The 15046-nt window shown below is 68.6% G+C and carries 8 protein-coding genes; 4 read left to right on the top strand and 4 right to left on the bottom strand.

Translation table 11 applies throughout. The features are described 5' to 3' along the window. Positions 1–205: 205 nt before the first annotated feature. The gene (locus ACFYRX_RS26990; RefSeq protein ID WP_389105527.1) at positions 206–1681 is read right to left on the bottom strand and encodes a cellulase family glycosylhydrolase; all 1476 of its coding nucleotides are present in this window, start codon (positions 1679–1681) and stop codon (positions 206–208) included. Positions 1682–1889: 208 nt separating this feature from the next. On the opposite strand from ACFYRX_RS26990, the gene ACFYRX_RS26985 reads away from it, so the two are divergent. Continuing rightward, positions 1890–3134 (top strand): ROK family protein, encoded by a 1245-nt coding sequence (locus ACFYRX_RS26985; RefSeq protein WP_389104689.1) that lies wholly within the window; start codon positions 1890–1892, stop codon positions 3132–3134. A 24-nt stretch (positions 3135–3158) separates the two neighbouring features. Here the strand turns inward: ACFYRX_RS26985 and ACFYRX_RS26980 are convergent, their stop codons facing one another. The 3 genes from ACFYRX_RS26980 to ACFYRX_RS26970 form a co-directional block, all read right to left on the bottom strand. After that, on the bottom strand, positions 3159–4007 hold the full coding sequence (locus ACFYRX_RS26980; protein WP_389104686.1) for an ABC transporter ATP-binding protein: 849 nt from the start codon (positions 4005–4007) through the stop codon (positions 3159–3161). Next, positions 4004–5767 (bottom strand): dipeptide/oligopeptide/nickel ABC transporter permease/ATP-binding protein, encoded by a 1764-nt coding sequence (locus ACFYRX_RS26975; protein ID WP_389104683.1) that lies wholly within the window; start codon positions 5765–5767, stop codon positions 4004–4006. The genes ACFYRX_RS26980 and ACFYRX_RS26975 overlap by 4 nt, the downstream gene beginning before the upstream one ends. A 149-nt stretch (positions 5768–5916) precedes the next feature. Beyond that, on the bottom strand, positions 5917–8367 hold the full coding sequence (locus tag ACFYRX_RS26970; RefSeq protein ID WP_389104681.1) for a glycoside hydrolase family 2 protein: 2451 nt from the start codon (positions 8365–8367) through the stop codon (positions 5917–5919). A gap of 246 nt (positions 8368–8613) precedes the next feature. On the opposite strand from ACFYRX_RS26970, the gene ACFYRX_RS26965 reads away from it, so the two are divergent. From ACFYRX_RS26965 to ACFYRX_RS26955, 3 genes are all read left to right on the top strand, one after another. Further along, positions 8614–10275 (top strand): ABC transporter substrate-binding protein, encoded by a 1662-nt coding sequence (locus tag ACFYRX_RS26965; protein WP_389104678.1) that lies wholly within the window; start codon positions 8614–8616, stop codon positions 10273–10275. Between the two features lie 9 nt (positions 10276–10284). Further along, a complete protein-coding gene (locus ACFYRX_RS26960) occupies positions 10285–11274 on the top strand; it encodes an ABC transporter permease (protein ID WP_389104675.1) in 990 nt (329 codons plus the stop codon). Positions 11275–11742: 468 nt separating this feature from the next. Further along, positions 11743–14313 carry a DUF262 domain-containing protein gene (locus ACFYRX_RS26955; RefSeq protein ID WP_389104673.1) on the top strand — a complete coding sequence of 857 codons (2571 nt, stop codon included), beginning with the start codon at positions 11743–11745 and terminating at the stop codon, positions 14311–14313. Positions 14314–15046: the final 733 nt, after the last annotated feature.

Raw genomic sequence — 15046 nt, 5'->3', positions numbered from 1 at the left:
CATGCGAGAGGCGTCCGCGGCGTTTGTGTCGGCAGCGGTTCAGATCCCCGACTCCGGCATCGCCAGGGCCGCGTTGTACACGCCCCACCGCCCGCGACGCACTCGTGGTGGTCTGGGCGAAACCGCCCCCGCCGAGGTGTGCCATGGGCACATCCGGCCGGGGCGGCTTCGTCTTCGGTTGGGGCAGCCGTTGGGTGCTCGGCGGTTACGGGGTCGTGTAGGGGTCCTGGCTGAGGAGGTGGGCCTTCAGGCCCTCGCCGACGCCGGGCTCCGGGGTGCCGGCCCAGTCCTTGATGAGCACGCCACCGGTGCTGCAGCCCCACGGGTTCCAGGTCCACGCGAGATAACCCATGCCGTGCGCGTCGGCCCAGTCCACCAACCGCTGCATGTAGTCGAAGCCGCAGTTGTCCTGGCCGAACTCGCCGATGACGACCGGCACCTGTTGCGCGAGCGGCGCGACCTGGCTGTCCCAGCAGGATTCGGTCGCGCAGGCGTTGAAGCTGTACGAGTGCCAGGACGCGGCGAGGTTGTTCAGCGGGTCGGTCGGCTTGTACGTCAGCCACTCGCGCATGTCGTTGGCCCACTCCAGGCCGCCCAGCATGAGGACGTTGGTCGCGCCGGTGGCCCGGACCGCGTCGACGAGGTCCTGCATGCCGGCCGTTTCGTAGGGCAGGCCGGTGCAGGTGCCGCCGTCACGCCAGCACGTCCAGCCGAGGGTCTTGTCCCAGTCGCTGGCGACCTCCGGGTACGGCTCGTTGAACAGATCGAAGACGACGGCGTCGTTGCCCTTGAACGCGCCTGCGACACCGGTCCAGAACTGAGGGGCGTACTGCGCGTCCGGCATTGGCTTCTGGCAGGTCGCGGTGGCGTCCTTGCAGTGCCAGTCCGGCCCGTTGGTATAGGCGCCCCGGGTCCAGTGCAGGTCGAGGATCGGGGTGATGCCGTTGGCCACCAGCAGGTTGACGTAGTCCTTGACGCCCTGCTGGTAGGTGGCTCCACTGGGCGAGCCGTTGATGCCGAGCCAGCATTCCTCGTTCAACGGCACGCGTACCGCATGGATGTTCCAGGTCTTCATCGCGTCGACGGACGCCTGGTCGACCGGGCCGCTGTCCCATTGCCCCTTGCCCTGCACACAGGCGTATTCACCGCTGGAGCGGTCCACACCCAGCAGCCGGTACTGCTTGCCGCTGTCGGTGACGATCTTGTTGCCGGAGACCTTCAGCTTCGGGGCCGGCCCGCCGGGGCCACCGGGCGGAGTGGGGGTGGGGGTGGGGGTCGGGGTTGTCACCGAGCCGGTGCAGGTCACGCCGTTGAGCGCGAACGACGCGGGTTTCGGATTGGCGCTCTTCCACGCACCGGTGAACCCGATGGAGGCGGACTTGCCGGTATCCAGCGCCCCGTTCCAGTCGAGGCTGGCGGCGGACACATGGGCGCCGGACTGTGCCCACGTGGCGCTCCAGCCGTTGGTGACCTTCTGGTCGGAGTCCGGGAAGTCGAACGTCAGCTTCCACCCCCGTACGGCGGCGCCGAGGTTGGTGATGGCCACGTCCGCGTTGAACCCGCCCGACCATTGGCTCTGCACCGTGTAGGTGACCGAGCAGCCGGTGTCGGCTGCCGACGCGGGCAGGGTGGCGATGGCAAGGCCACCCAGGATCAGCGCACCGGCGGCGCCGGTGGCCATCAAGGCTTGACGACGTTTCACCTGATCTCCTCGTTGCCGTAAGGGACCGATGGAAGCGATGGGAGCGATGCATCCATCGTTAATTCGGCGACTTATGAAAGTCAAGGTGCCTGCGACCGGCTTCTGGAGACCGGGAGGCGGCCGGAGCGAAAGGTCCTGCGCGGCCTAAGTAAACTAAGCTGGCAAAGCACGGAACTAAGGAGTACACGTGGCGACCAGTCCACTCTGGGCGAGCCGGCTGAAGACGCGCGGCTTGGTCCTCGATGTGATCAGGTCGGCGCGCGCGACCAGCCGGGTGGAGCTCGCGGCGGCGACGGGTCTGACCGGTGCGACGATCTCCGAGGTCGTGCGTGAACTCATCGCCGACGGCCTGGTCGTCGAAGTCGGCCGCGGCGCGCCGACGGGCGGCAAGCCGCGCACGCTCGTCCAGCTCAACCCGCAGGCCCGGTACAGCGTCGGAGTTCAACTCGAACGCAACACGTGCGTGATCGTGGTGGTCGATCTGACCGGCCGTCAGGTGGCCCGGACATCGTTCCAGGGGACCGCGGTGATGCCGCCGGAGCGGGCGCTGCCGCTGGTGGCGTCCCAGGTGGAGGCGCTGCTGGCCACCGCCGCGGTCGACCGCGAGAAGGTGCTGGGCGTCGGCCTGGTCGGCTACGGCCCGCAGGATCGGCACGCGGGTACGTTGTTGACCCCGCAGCCCACCGAGGAGTGGCTCGGCCACCCGGTCGCACCGAGGCTCGCGGAGAGCCTCGGACTTCCCGTCCTGCTCGACAACGACGCCGCCGCGGCCGCGATCGGCGAGTACTGGCTGGGAGCGGTCGCCCCGCGCAGCACCTATGGCTGCATCTACATGGCCACCGGCATCGGCGGCGGGGTCGTGGTGGCCGGCGAGGTGTATCGCGGCAGTTCCTCGAACAGCGTGGAGATCGGCCACATCTCCATCGACGTCAATGGCGAGGAGTGCACGTGCGGCAACGTCGGCTGCCTGGAGAACTACGCCGGCCCCTCCGCCCTGGTCCGGCAGGCCATGGCGATGCCGGAGCTGGCCCAGCGGCTGGCGCTCGGCCCGACCGACGACGGCTTTCTCACGGAGTTCGCGCGGATCGCGGCCGCCGCGAACGCCGGTGACCCCGAGGCCCGGGACCTCGTGGAGCGGTCGGCCCGCCATCTGGGGTATGCCGCCGTCACGATGTCCGCCTTGTTCGACGTCGACACGATCGTGCTGGCGGGGCCGAGCTTCGCCGTGGCGGGCTCGATCTACCAGTCGGTGATCCAACAGGAGGTGGACCGGCGCACGTTCGCGCGCCGGGTGCATCCGGTGCGGGTCGTGCCGTCGGTCAACGGCTCGGACGCGGCGGCGATCGGTGGGGCGGTCCTGGTCCTGCAGAGCGAGCTGACCCTCGCCCACCCGCAGGGCGGGGTACAGCCCGCTGCCCGCCGGCACGGGTGAACCCAACCCCCCTGACATGTCTGCCTAGTTGTGCTCGTACGGCGGCATGCCGCCTGCCCTGATCACCTCCGCGGGGTCGATGTTCACGAACCGGCCCCGTGCGGCCGGGTTGGGTGACGCCGCGGCCAACAGCTTGGTGTAGGGGTGTTGCGGGGTGCGGATCACCTTGTCCGCGGGGCCTCGCTCGACGACTCGTCCCCGGTAGAGGACCAGGATGTCGTCGGCGAAGTGCCGCGCGGTCGCCAGGTCGTGGGTGATGTAGAGGACGGCGAGGTTCTCCTCCCGCTGCAGTCGGGCCAGCAGGTTGAGCACATCCAGCCGGATCGAGACGTCCAGCATGGAGACCGGCTCGTCGGCCACAAGGACGGTCGCACCGGGCGCGAGTGCTCGGGTGATGGCCACGCGCTGGCGCTGACCGCCGGAGAGTTCGTGTGGCCGGCGGTGTGCGACGGTGGCGGCGGGCAGGCTGACCCGCTCCAGCAGTTCCGCTGCCGCGGACCAGGTCTCCGTACGGGTCCGGGCGCGACCGTGCAGGCGCAGCGGGCGCGCCAGGTGGTGCGCGATGGTGTGGAACGGGTTCAGCGAGGCGAACGGGTCCTGGAACACCATCTGCACGTGATGGCGGTAGTCGCGACCAGGGACCGGTGCGCCGTCGGCTCCGGTGAGGGTGACCCGGCCGCCGGTGGGCCGTTCGAGGCGGGCGATGATCCGGGCGATCGTGGACTTGCCCGATCCGGATTCGCCGACCAGTGCCACCGTGCGGCCCGGGGTGAGGGTGAACGAGACATGGTCGACGGCCCGCAGCCGGGTGGGGTGAAGGCCACCGCGGATCCGGAAGTCCTTGATCAGGTCGGCCACTTCCAGCACCGTCATGACGCGCCTCCGGATCGCACGAACGCCCCGCGCTCGCCGGTGAGGCTGGGGAAGGAGTCGAGCAGTCGGCGGGTGTACGGGTGCCGTGGCCGGTCCCGAATGGCTTCGGCCGGTGTGTTCTCGACGATCTGCCCGTCGAGCATGACCGCGATCCGGTCCGCGACCTCCAGCAGCAGGGGAAGGTCATGAGTGATGAACAGGACGGCGAAGCCGATGTCGTCGCGGAGACGCATGATCTCCTGAAGGATGCCCCGCTGCACGACCACGTCGAGTGCGGTGGTCGGCTCGTCCAGGATGAGGACCTGCGGATCGAGCAGCATCGCCATGGCGATCATCACCCGCTGCCGCATCCCGCCCGAGAGCTCATGCGGGTAGGAGCGCAGGCGCCGGGGATCGACGCCGACCAGCGTGAGCAGGTCGGCGCAGCGGGCCCTCCTGGCCGCGCGGGACATCGCCGGCCGGTGGGTGGTGAGCACGTCCTCCAGTTGTGCCCGGATGGTCATGACGGGGTTGAGTGCGTTCATGGCGCCCTGGAAGACCATGGACAGCTTCGACCACCGGAAAGCGCGCAGCTCGTCCGGGGACAGGGCGAGCACGTCGAGCGCGCCGCCCTCACGGTCGTGGAAGGTCACGGAGCCGCCGGTGACCTCGGCGGGTGGCAGGTGCAGCCGGTTCACCGCGTACGCGAGGGTGGTCTTGCCACAGCCCGACTCGCCGACCAGGCCGAGGATCTCACCCCGCCGCAGCGTGAGGGACACGTCCCGTACTGCCTGCACCGGCTGTTCGCCCTGGTAGGCCACGGACAGGCCGGTCAGGCTGAGCACTACGTCGTCCTCGGGATCCGGCGTGAGGCCGCCGGCGGAGTGGGCCACCGCGTGTGCCCGCCGCGGGAGGTTCCGCAGCGTCGGGTTGATGATCTCGTCGATGGTGAAGTTCACCAGGGCGAGACCGCAGCCGAACAGGGCGATGATCAGCCCTGGCGGTACGAACCACCACCAGGCGCCACGCTGGAGGGCGAAGCCGTTCTGCGCGTAGTAGAGCATCGTGCCGAGGGTCGACGAGGAGGATGCGCCCAGGCCCAGGAACGACAGGCCGGCCTCGCTCAGTATCGCGGCGATCACCGAGAACACGAACTGGGAGGCGAGCAGGGGCAGGAGGTTCGGCAGAATCTCGACGCCGATGACCCGCCAGGGTCTTTCGCCGGCGACACGGGCGGCCAGCACGTAGTCGCGGTTGCGCAGGGACAGGGTCTGGGCGCGCAGGACGCGGGCCGACCCGGCCCAGCCGGTGATCGCCAGCACCAGCGCGATCGTCCAGGCGCCGCGCTGTTCCGGCGGGACGAACGCGGAGATCACGATGATCAGGGGCAGGCCGGGGATCACCAGCATCACGTTGGAGAACAGCGAGAACGCCTCGTCGACGATGCCACCGAGGTAGGCCCCGACGATGCCGAACAGCGCTGCCAGGACGGTGGCCAGGACGCCGACCAGGACACCTGTGTAGAGCGAGCCCCGGGTGGCGTAGGCCATCTGGGCGAGTACGTCCTGACCGGTCTGGGTGGTGCCGAGCAGATGCCCGCCGCTCGGCGAGGTCAGACCCATGTTGTCGATCCGGTCCGGGTCGTCGACCAGCAGGGGGCCGACGAGACCGAACAGGGTGATCGCGAGAATCAGGACGGTTCCGACGGCCAGCTTGGGCGACCAGCGCACGCGCCAGCCGTTGTGGAGGCGCGGCTGCACGTCGGGATTGATGTTCGTCATCTGTGTGCCGCCTTAGAGGTCCTGACAGAAGTTGCGATGCGGGCACTCGACTGCCTCACTCCGGCCCCGCCCCACCCAGCCGCGCCCCGCGCCGTCCCCGCACGCTGCGGGGGCTGATCGGCGCCCGCGACAGGCCGACTCGCCATCCCTCAGAGGTCCTCGACGGCCGTGGCCACGGTGTTGGCGCAGCACAGCACGTCCCGATGTATCAAGGCGGCCGGCTCGTGCAGCTTCGTCGACGTGCGCACGAGGAAACTCACGGAATCTCCCGCCGGCAGGGAGACGAGCATGTCGTCCACGACCGCGTCGGGCGCGACCTTGTCGGCCAGCACGGCGAGGTCGCGCACGTAGGAGGTTGCTCGTACGTCGATCCTGTAGCCACCGGCCACGGGCAGGACGCGGGCGGTGAACGGCGCCGGGTCGTAGTCGAGGTCGCGGTCCTCGCCGAACAGATGGTGGGCGCGGGCATCGCCCAAGGCTGCGACCAGTACTTCGCCGCGCGGGTCGGCGGGCTTCAGCAGGTCGTCGGCCAGGTCCAGTTGGGCGGTGGACCGGGGTGGCACGCTGAGGGGCAGTTCGGCGGTGGCCAGCACCTCGCCGGCGAAGGTCTGCCTCGTCGCGAGCGCGGTGCCCGTCCACGGCTGGTCGTGGTCGTTCACCGCGATCAGTGTGGGCCTGCCGTCGCGTGGTTGCACGGTGAGCAGCCGCGGCGCGAACGCCTGCTTGATCGCGTAGTAGAGGGGTTTGGGTCGTTCGTCGCTGTCCACCGCGGCCCAGGAGACGGCCGGCCAGCAGTCGTTGAGCTGCCAGACGAGTGCCCCGGCGGTGCGTGGCCACCACGAGCGGAAGTGTTCGATGCCGAACCTGACGGCGCGGGCCTGGTTGAGCTGGGTCGCCCAGTGCCACCGCTCCAGGTCGGCCGGTACCGGCAGGTGGGGCTCCAGACCGCGGTGCAGTTTGCCGTTGCCGTCCTCGGCCTTCTGGTGGAGCAGGAGCGTGGGGGAGGTGGGTGTCATCGGCTCGTCGTGGATCCAGCGCCGGAGAGTCGTCCAGGTGGGTGGGCCCTGGAAGCCGAACTCGGCGCAGAACCGCGGCACTTGGTCGCGGTAGTGGGTGTAGTCGACCGCGTTCCACACATCCCATTCGTGGCGGGTGCCGTGATGGGCGTCGTTCGGTGGCAGGTCGCCGGGGCTGTAAGGGCTGCCGGGTGCGTAGGGGCGGGTGGGGTCGAGTTCGGCGACGAGCCCGGGCAGCAGCTCGGTGTAGTAGCCGAGCCCCCAGCTGCGCCCCTTCAGGCCGTCCTGCCAGCCCCAGTCCGTGTAGGCGGGAAGGTTCTCGTTGTTGCCGTTCCACAGGACGAGCGACGGGTGGGTGACGAGCCGGGTGATGTTCTCCCGGGCCTCGGCCTCGACCTCGTGGCGCAGGGGCTCCTCCTCGGCGTAGAAGGCGCAGGCGAAGGGAAAGTCCTGCCAGACCATCACACCGCGTTCGTCGCAGGCGTCGTAGAAGTCGTCGGTCTCGTAGATGCCGCCACCCCAGACCCGCAGCATGTTCATGTTCGCGTCGACGGCCTGGTCGATCCGGCGTGCCGTCCGCTCCGGGGTGACGCGGGTGAGGAAGTGGTCGTCCGGGATCCAGTTGGCGCCCTTGGCGAAGACCCGTTTTCCGTTGACGACGAAGGTGAACGGCGTACCGGTCTCGTCCGGCTCGGTGTCCACGGTGACGGTGCGGAACCCGATCCGGTGCCGGCTCGTGTCGACGGGCTCCCCGTCGGCCAGAAGCGTGACGGTCAGGTCGTACAGCGGCTGGTCGCCGTAGCCAAGCGGCCACCACAGCCGGGCGTTCGGCACGAGGACGGTGGCACGCGCGGCGGTGCCGCGGACCGCTGTCCGTACCTGGTCGTCGCCGATCGTGACGGCCACGGTGTACGCGCGGTCGTCGGCGCTGTCCACGTCCACGTGTACGTCGACGCGGCCGCCGCCGTCGGGGTCCACGGTGACGAGCGGGCGCACCTGGGCCAGGCGCCCGGCCGTCCACCGTTCCAGCCGCACGGGTTTCCAGATACCGGCGGTCTGCAGGTCCGGCCCCCAGTCCCAGCCGAAAGAGCACGCCATCTTCCGGATGGCGTTGTACGGATGGGGGTAGGCACGCTGCCGCCAGCCGAGCCCGGCCTCCGCCGCTTCGGCGTGGGTGAGCGCTGATCCCAGCGACACGGTCAGCTCGTTGACGCCCTCGCGCAGCGACCCACGGACGTCGTACCGGTAGCTGCGGTGCATGTTGGCGGTGTGTCCGAGCACGTCCCCGTTCAACTCGACGGTGGCGATGGTGTCGATGCCTTCGAAGACGAGATCCGTTCGCTCGCCAGGTCGTGGCCCTGAGGCTTCGAAGGTGGTCGTGTACTGCCAGTCGACGCGATGCATCCAGGTCAGCGCCGCCTCGTTGCCATCCAGGTACGGATCCGGGATGAGGCCGGCGGCCAGCAGGTCGAGGTGGGTGCTTCCCGGCACCTGGGCCGGCACCTGCCGGTTCGCGAGGGTCTCCGTCACCTGCTCTCCCACGGCCCGCAGGCTCCAGCCGTCGTGCAACGTCATCCTGATCATCCGCGCTCTCCCCGGTGGTCGTCGGCACGGCCATGAGACGACTGCAATGCTTACGTAGGCGATTTAAGTAAGTCAACAGCAGGGATGTGAGCCGAACTTTCCGGTGCCGTGGGCGAGGCAGCGGCTTTGCGTCATTAGTATTGACGGCTTTCTTTGTCAACTTAATAATGTCGCGTGCTTGCGTCATCGCTGCCCCACCGAGCGCCACGACGAGAGGACTTCACCATGTTGTCGACACATCGCGGCGTGAGAACGCGTGCCGCAGCGATCCTGGTCGCCTCGACCCTGGCCGTCGCGGGATGCCAGTCGTCAGGCACGCCGAACCAGGGCAAGAGCCCGACGCTGATCGCGTACACCGGGCAGGCCGGCGACTATCAGATCAACTTCAACCCGTTCGCGCCGACGGCCATCGGTGGGACGGGGACGATCTTCCAGACGCTGTTCTTCTACAACATCGTCCGCAAAGACGCTCCGACGCCGTGGCTGGGCAAGGCGTTCTCCTGGAACGCGGACGGCACCAAGCTGTCGATCACCCTCCGGGACGGGGTGAAGTGGTCCGACGGTGCGCGGTTCACCGCCGCCGACGTCGTGTTCACCCTCGACATGATCACCAAGCACAAGGGGATGAACAACGCCGGATACGCGGGTCACGCCACAGCGGTCGACGACACTCACGTGACCATCGCGTTCGACAAACCGTCATTCGTCGACGGCCCGTCGGTCCTGGGCAAGACCTACATCGTGCCCGAGCACAAGTGGAAGGACCTCGCCGATCCGGCCGTCGCTGTCGTGAAGGACCCGGTCGGCACCGGTCCGTACCTGCTCGACGACTTCAAGCCGCAGGCGTACACGCTGAAGGCGAACCCGGCCTACTGGGGCGGGGAGCCCGCGGTGAAGAGGATCCGCTACCCCGCCCTCTCCGGCAACCAGTCCAGCGTCACCGCTCTCAAGTCCGGGCAGATCGACTGGCAGACGGGGCCGGTGCCGGGCGTCAAGGACGTGGCGAAGAACTACCCCGGCTACAAATCCGTCATCACCCCGGTGAACCAGATCGTCCTGGACACCTGCAGCAACGCCGATCTCGGCTGCCAGGGCCCGCAGACCGACCCGGCCGTGCGTCAGGCGATCTACCACGCCATCGACCGGACCCAGCTCAACGCGCTGGCGTTCGACGACACGGCCGGTGACATCTCGCCCAGCCTCCTGCTGCCGACCCGGGACCGGGCCCTCATCTCCGGCAAGCTGCGGAACGCGATCGCGCCGAAGAAGCCGGACGTGGCCGAGGCACAGCACATCCTGGAGAGCGCCGGCTACACCAAGGGTTCCGACGGGATCTACGCCAAGGACGGCAAGCCGCTGGCGCTGACGGTGAAAACCGTCTCCGGCTGGACCGACTACATCACCGCGGTGAACATGATCGGCCAGCAGCTCAAGAAGGCCGGCATCAAGGTCACCCCGCAGCAGCTGTCCTGGAACGAGTTCGTCGACTCCAGGGACCGCGGCTCCTACCAGCTGATCATCGACTCTCTCTACCAGGGGCCCGCGCCGGACCCGTACTACCTCTACACCTACTTCCTCAGCACCGCGCAGACCGCCAAGGTCGGCGCCAAACCCGGCTCGAACTTCAGCCGCTTCTCCGATCCGCAGATCGACCGGGCTCTCGACGGGCTCAAGCACATCAACCCCACCGACACCGCCGCGCGGCAGCCGTACCTGGAGACCATCCAGACCCGCATCGAGCAGTCCATGCCGTACATCCCGGTGCTCACCCAGGGCACGATCAGCGTCTACCACGACGCCAAGTTCACCGGCTGGCCGACCGCCGGCGACCCCTACGCCTTCCCGGCGGTCTGGCAGAACCCCGACAGCGCGGAGGTCTACCTGCGCCTCAAGCCCGCCGGGAAGTGAGGCCGGCCCATGCGGTACTACCTGCGCAAACTCGCCTTCTATCTGGTCGCCCTGTGGGCGGCGGTGACGCTGAACTTCTTCATCCCGCGGATGATGCCGGGCGATCCGGCGGACATCCTCATGGCGAAGCTGCAACAACACGGCGGCGGCGTCGACCCGGCCGCGCGCCGGGCGTACGAGCTTCTGCTCGGTGCTCACACCGACGAGTCGCTGCTCAGGCAGTACATCGCGTACCTGGGCAACCTGCTGCGCGGTGACTTCGGGATCTCGGTGAGCGACTTCCCGACCCCCGTCTCGACGGTCATCGCCACCTCACTGCCCTGGACCATCGCTCTGGTCGGGATCGCGACCGTCCTGGCGGTCGTGGCCGGGATCGTGCTGGGCGTGCTCGTGGGGTGGCGGCGCGGCACCTGGTTGGACTCGCTGGTGCCGGCGACGACCGTACTGTCCGCGGTGCCGTACTTCTGGCTGGCACTCATCCTGGTCGCCGTCCTCGGGTCGGCGCTGGGCTGGCTTCCCCTCCTGGGCGGGTACGACGTCGCCATCACCCCCGGCCCCTACACCGACTTCATCATGTCCGCGCTCTACCACGGCATCCTGCCCGCGGCCACGATCGTGATCTCGTCGGTCGGCGGCTGGGTGCTGGGCACGCGGAACATGATGGTCTCCGCGATGGCCGAGGACTTCGTGCTCACCGCCAAGGCGAAAGGCCTGAGCGAGCGACGCGTCATGATCCGGTACGCGGCGCGGAACGCGGTCCTGCCGTCCGTCGCCGGATTCGCGATCTCCCTCGGCTTCGTCGTCGCCGGCTCGATCGTCACCGAGCAGGTCTTCGCCTACCCCGGCATCGGGTCGAAACTGCTGCAGGCCGTACAGAACAACGACTACGCGCTCATGCAGGCCATCTTCCTGGTCATCACGGTCACGGTGCTCGCCGCCAACCTCGCCGTCGACCTGCTCTACGGCCTCATCGACCCCCGCACCCGGACCAGCGGCTGAGTCGCCATCCGCTCATCGATCACGGAGCCGGCCTGCCCTGCTCGAAGAGGGGTCCTGATCGAGTGATCGCGCGGGGGTCGGCGCATGGCAGCCGGGCCTGTTGGCAGCTCGGGGGTGCGAACCGAACCGCTCGACCAGGTCTCCCGCCTCTGACGGGAACTCGACCGGGTCGACCTCAGGAAGCCCACGAGGGGCACGTGCTTCCTCGTTCAGGAATCGGACGGACTCCGCTGCCAATCTCACGGGACGCTCCTTTCAGCGCTGATGGATCAGTGGTCGACGTTCAGCAGGTAGGTGAAGAGAACCCTGCAGTTGGGGCGCATCTCCCGAGGCGCCACGACTCTCAACATCGCACAGTGCGCTGATCTCAGAGGGCGAACCAGCCATGACTCCCATGCCGACTGAGGCACTATGGGCTCCTCTGCCTCAGGTGTGAACCGGGTGAAGCGACGGAGGGTGCAAGACGTCATGCAGGCCAAAGAAACTCTGTTCGCCGACCTTGTGCAGGGACGGGCTCAGCAGTTCCAGGTTCCTCTCTACCAGCGGACGTACTCCTGGACGGAGAAGCAACTGGCGCAGTTGTGGGGCGACATCCTCGAGCAGGCCGAACTGCTGGAGTCCGGTGGGATGGCGAGCACGCACTTCCTGGGTTCGGTCGTGCTCGCGCCCTCCCCGCAGAACGAAGTGACCTTTCCCCGCTGGCTCGTTGTCGACGGCCAGCAGCGGTTGACCACACTCTCCTTGGCGTTGGCCGCCATCCGTGATCACATCGCCGACACGCATCCGGAGGAGGCGGAGCGCATTGACGAGGAGTACCTCATCAACAAGCGCAAGCGCGGCAGCGATTACTTCCGTCTGCTGCCGACGCAGGCGGACCGCGCACAGTACGCCGCTCACATCCGTGTGGCCCAGGAGGAGCAGAGCGCGGGGGACAGGGTCGCCGCTGCCTACCGCTTCTTCCGCCGCAAGCTTGTCGAGGCGCACGATCCGACCGCGTTCCAGAACGTGCTCCGTATCGAGCAGGCGATCACGTCCCGCCTCACGCTGGTGTCCGTGACCGCAGAACGCGGCGACAACGTCCACCGCATCTTCGAGTCCCTCAACAACACCGGGCTGAAGCTCAGTCAGGCGGACCTGCTGCGGAACTACCTGTTCATGCGGCTGCCGACGCTCGGCGAGCAGGTGTACGAAACGTACTGGCTGCCCATGCAGGACAGCCTCAGCAACGGCGAGCTGGAACAGCTCATGTGGCTGCAACTGGTGCTCGACGGCGACGACCGGGTCCGCCGCCAGGATCTGTATGCCGCGCAGCAGCAGCGCTTCGAGCGCCCGGAGGTGAGCGAGGCCGACATCGAGGCGTACATCAGGGAACTCCACCGCCGCAGCGCCCACTTCCGCCGCATCGTCCGCCCCGAGAACGAACCCGATCCGCTGGTCCGAGGTCATCTGACCCGGCTGCAGCACTGGCAGGCGGTGGTGGCCTACCCCGCGCTGATGCTGCTGTTCGACCGCCGGGCACGCGGGGAGTCGGACGCCGCGGAGACGGCGCGGGCGATGGAGTACATCGAGAGCTTCCTCGTACGCCGGACGATCTGCCGGGTGCCGCCGAACAACCTGAGCAGGATCTTCCAGGCCGTCCCCGCACAGTTCCCGCAGGGTGTCCCGGTCGCGGACGGTCTGCACCAACTGCTCTCCGCGGAAAACCGGTTCTGGCCCGACGACGAGGAGTTGCGTACGAAGGTCCGGGAGGCGCCCTTCTACCGGTACGGCCTCCCGCATCAGCGCAGGCGGGTGCTGCAACGCCTTGAGGAGAGTTACGGGCACCCCGAGCCGGTGGACTTCGCCTCGGCGCAGCTCACCATCGAGCACGTCATGCCCCAGTCTCCCGGACCGGAGTGGATGAGCGTGCTGGAGGAGGAGACCGGTGACGGCGAAAGCGCGGAGGACCTGCACTCCCGGCTGATCCACTCCCTCGGGAACCTCACCCTGACCGCGGTGAACTCGGAGTTGTCCAACCACCCCTTCGAGAGGAAACAAGGGCTGCTGCAGGGCAGCCACCTGGAGATGAACCGCCGTATCGCCGCCACCGACCGCTGGGGTGTGAAGGAGATCCTGGCCCGGGCCGACGATCTCGCCGACCGGGCGATCAGGTTGTGGCCGGCTCCGCTGCGCGGTGTCGGACGTGCCGAGCGCAGCCGCGACTGGCATCTGGCCCACCAGGTTCTCGCCGCGCTTCCGCACGGCACCTGGACGTCGTACGGCGATCTGGCGGGGTTCATCGGTTCCGGGGCCCAGGCCGTGGGCAACCACCTTGCCGGTACCGCCGGCGTGGCCAACGTGTACCGGGTGCTCAACGCGGAGGGCAAGGTCGCCGACGGTTTCCGCTGGGGCTCCCAGGACCAGGGCGACGTCCGCGCGCTGCTGACAGCCGACGGCATCCACTTCACGATCAACGGGGCCGCCGATCCCGCCCAGCGGCTCACCAGCGACGACCTCGCGCTGCTCGTCGCCGACGCGGAGGGTGAGCCGGAGGCGGTCGGGGAGGTGGCACGGCCCGTCGCCGGGGGCCAGGCCGCGCAGACCCGGGCCGCGCGGTTCCTCCGGCAGCTCGCGGCGGACGACAGCGCGAAGACCGTGAGCGCCGTGAGTGAGGTGCTGGCGCGATGGGAAGAACTCGGCGGCTGGGTCGGCTACGGCACGGGGAAGGTTACGACCAGCGCCTTCCTGATGCTGGGCGAGGCGGGCCTCCCGGGACGTGGCGTCTGGCCGCTGACCCTCTACCCGGGCGGCGGCCGGGGCGGTACGGCCGAAGTGGTGTTCCAGCACATGGCGACCCGGGAGCCGTTCACTGACCGTGCACTGCGCGCCGAACTCCTGGCGCGGCTCAACGAGTTGGAGGGCGTCGACATCCCCGAGGGCAAGCTGGAACTGCGGCCCAACTTCCGCTTGGCGCACCTGACGGAGAGCGGCAACCGAGAGCTGCTGACCGAGACGCTCACCTGGTTCCGTGACCGCTGGCAGGACCGGGATCCCGTCTGAGACGCCGGGGGAACGAGGGGACCGTCCGGTGCGAGCACTACCCGGCTCGCACCGGCCCGGGCGGTGGAGTGGCGGTCCGGCCGGGGGCCGGCAAACGCAACGCCACGCAAGGGAGGCCCACGGTTCGTGGAGTCACTGAGCCGTCGTCATGCCGAACGCCCTGCCTGGTATCGGCCGCCGTGCTGACGATCCGCCGACTTCGGCTGTGGTCCCGAGCCTCCGGCGACGGAGGACCTACCGGAGAGCTGGAGGCCACGGACCACGACGACCTCGACGGCGAAACCGACGACCTGTCGGTCTACCGGTCGGTAGTCCATGGCCCCCGGCTGCTGCTGCGTCCTGCTGGGACCTGGGACCAGGAACTCGACGTGGTGGCAGACCATGTGCATGCGTGGCCCGCGAGTCCGTCGCGATCTGCGTCCCGACGAACGACATGGCCGACGCCGTGGTGTCCCGGCCGGCCAGACGCGGCATCGTGTCCGTGAAGATCACTGGCGACGGGCCGTGACAAGACGAGGGTGTGCAATGTCCGGGAGATTCGTCGACGGCAGGTTGTTTCCGAGGGGCGACGCCCTGTTCCGTGCTTTCTTGCCGGCCGGAGTGACGGGCGGTCGACTTGTGGTGACCAGCTCGTCGAGGTGAACCGTTCCGGGTTCAATAGAGATCTCAGATGTTGACTGTGACCTGGGGTTTCGTGGTCGCTCGGTAGTAGTTGGCTTCGTATTCGGCGGGC

Origin of the sequence: Streptomyces sp. NPDC005374, assembly GCF_042872225.1 — a bacterium.
Taxonomy (GTDB): Bacteria; Actinomycetota; Actinomycetes; order Streptomycetales; family Streptomycetaceae; genus Streptomyces.
Note: the sequence above shows the minus strand (reverse complement) of the source record. Positions and strands in the feature narration are given on the sequence as shown.

Coding starts and splice junctions, on each gene's coding strand:
- ACFYRX_RS26990 (WP_389105527.1), bottom strand. CDS start 1,681: ATGGCCACCGGCGCCGCCGGTGCGCTGATCCTGGGTGGCCTTGCCATC.
- ACFYRX_RS26980 (WP_389104686.1), bottom strand. CDS start 4,007: ATGACGGTGCTGGAAGTGGCCGACCTGATCAAGGACTTCCGGATCCGC.
- ACFYRX_RS26975 (WP_389104683.1), bottom strand. CDS start 5,767: ATGACGAACATCAATCCCGACGTGCAGCCGCGCCTCCACAACGGCTGG.
- ACFYRX_RS26970 (WP_389104681.1), bottom strand. CDS start 8,367: ATGATCAGGATGACGTTGCACGACGGCTGGAGCCTGCGGGCCGTGGGA.
- ACFYRX_RS26960 (WP_389104675.1), top strand. CDS start 10,285: ATGCGGTACTACCTGCGCAAACTCGCCTTCTATCTGGTCGCCCTGTGG.
- ACFYRX_RS26955 (WP_389104673.1), top strand. CDS start 11,743: ATGCAGGCCAAAGAAACTCTGTTCGCCGACCTTGTGCAGGGACGGGCT.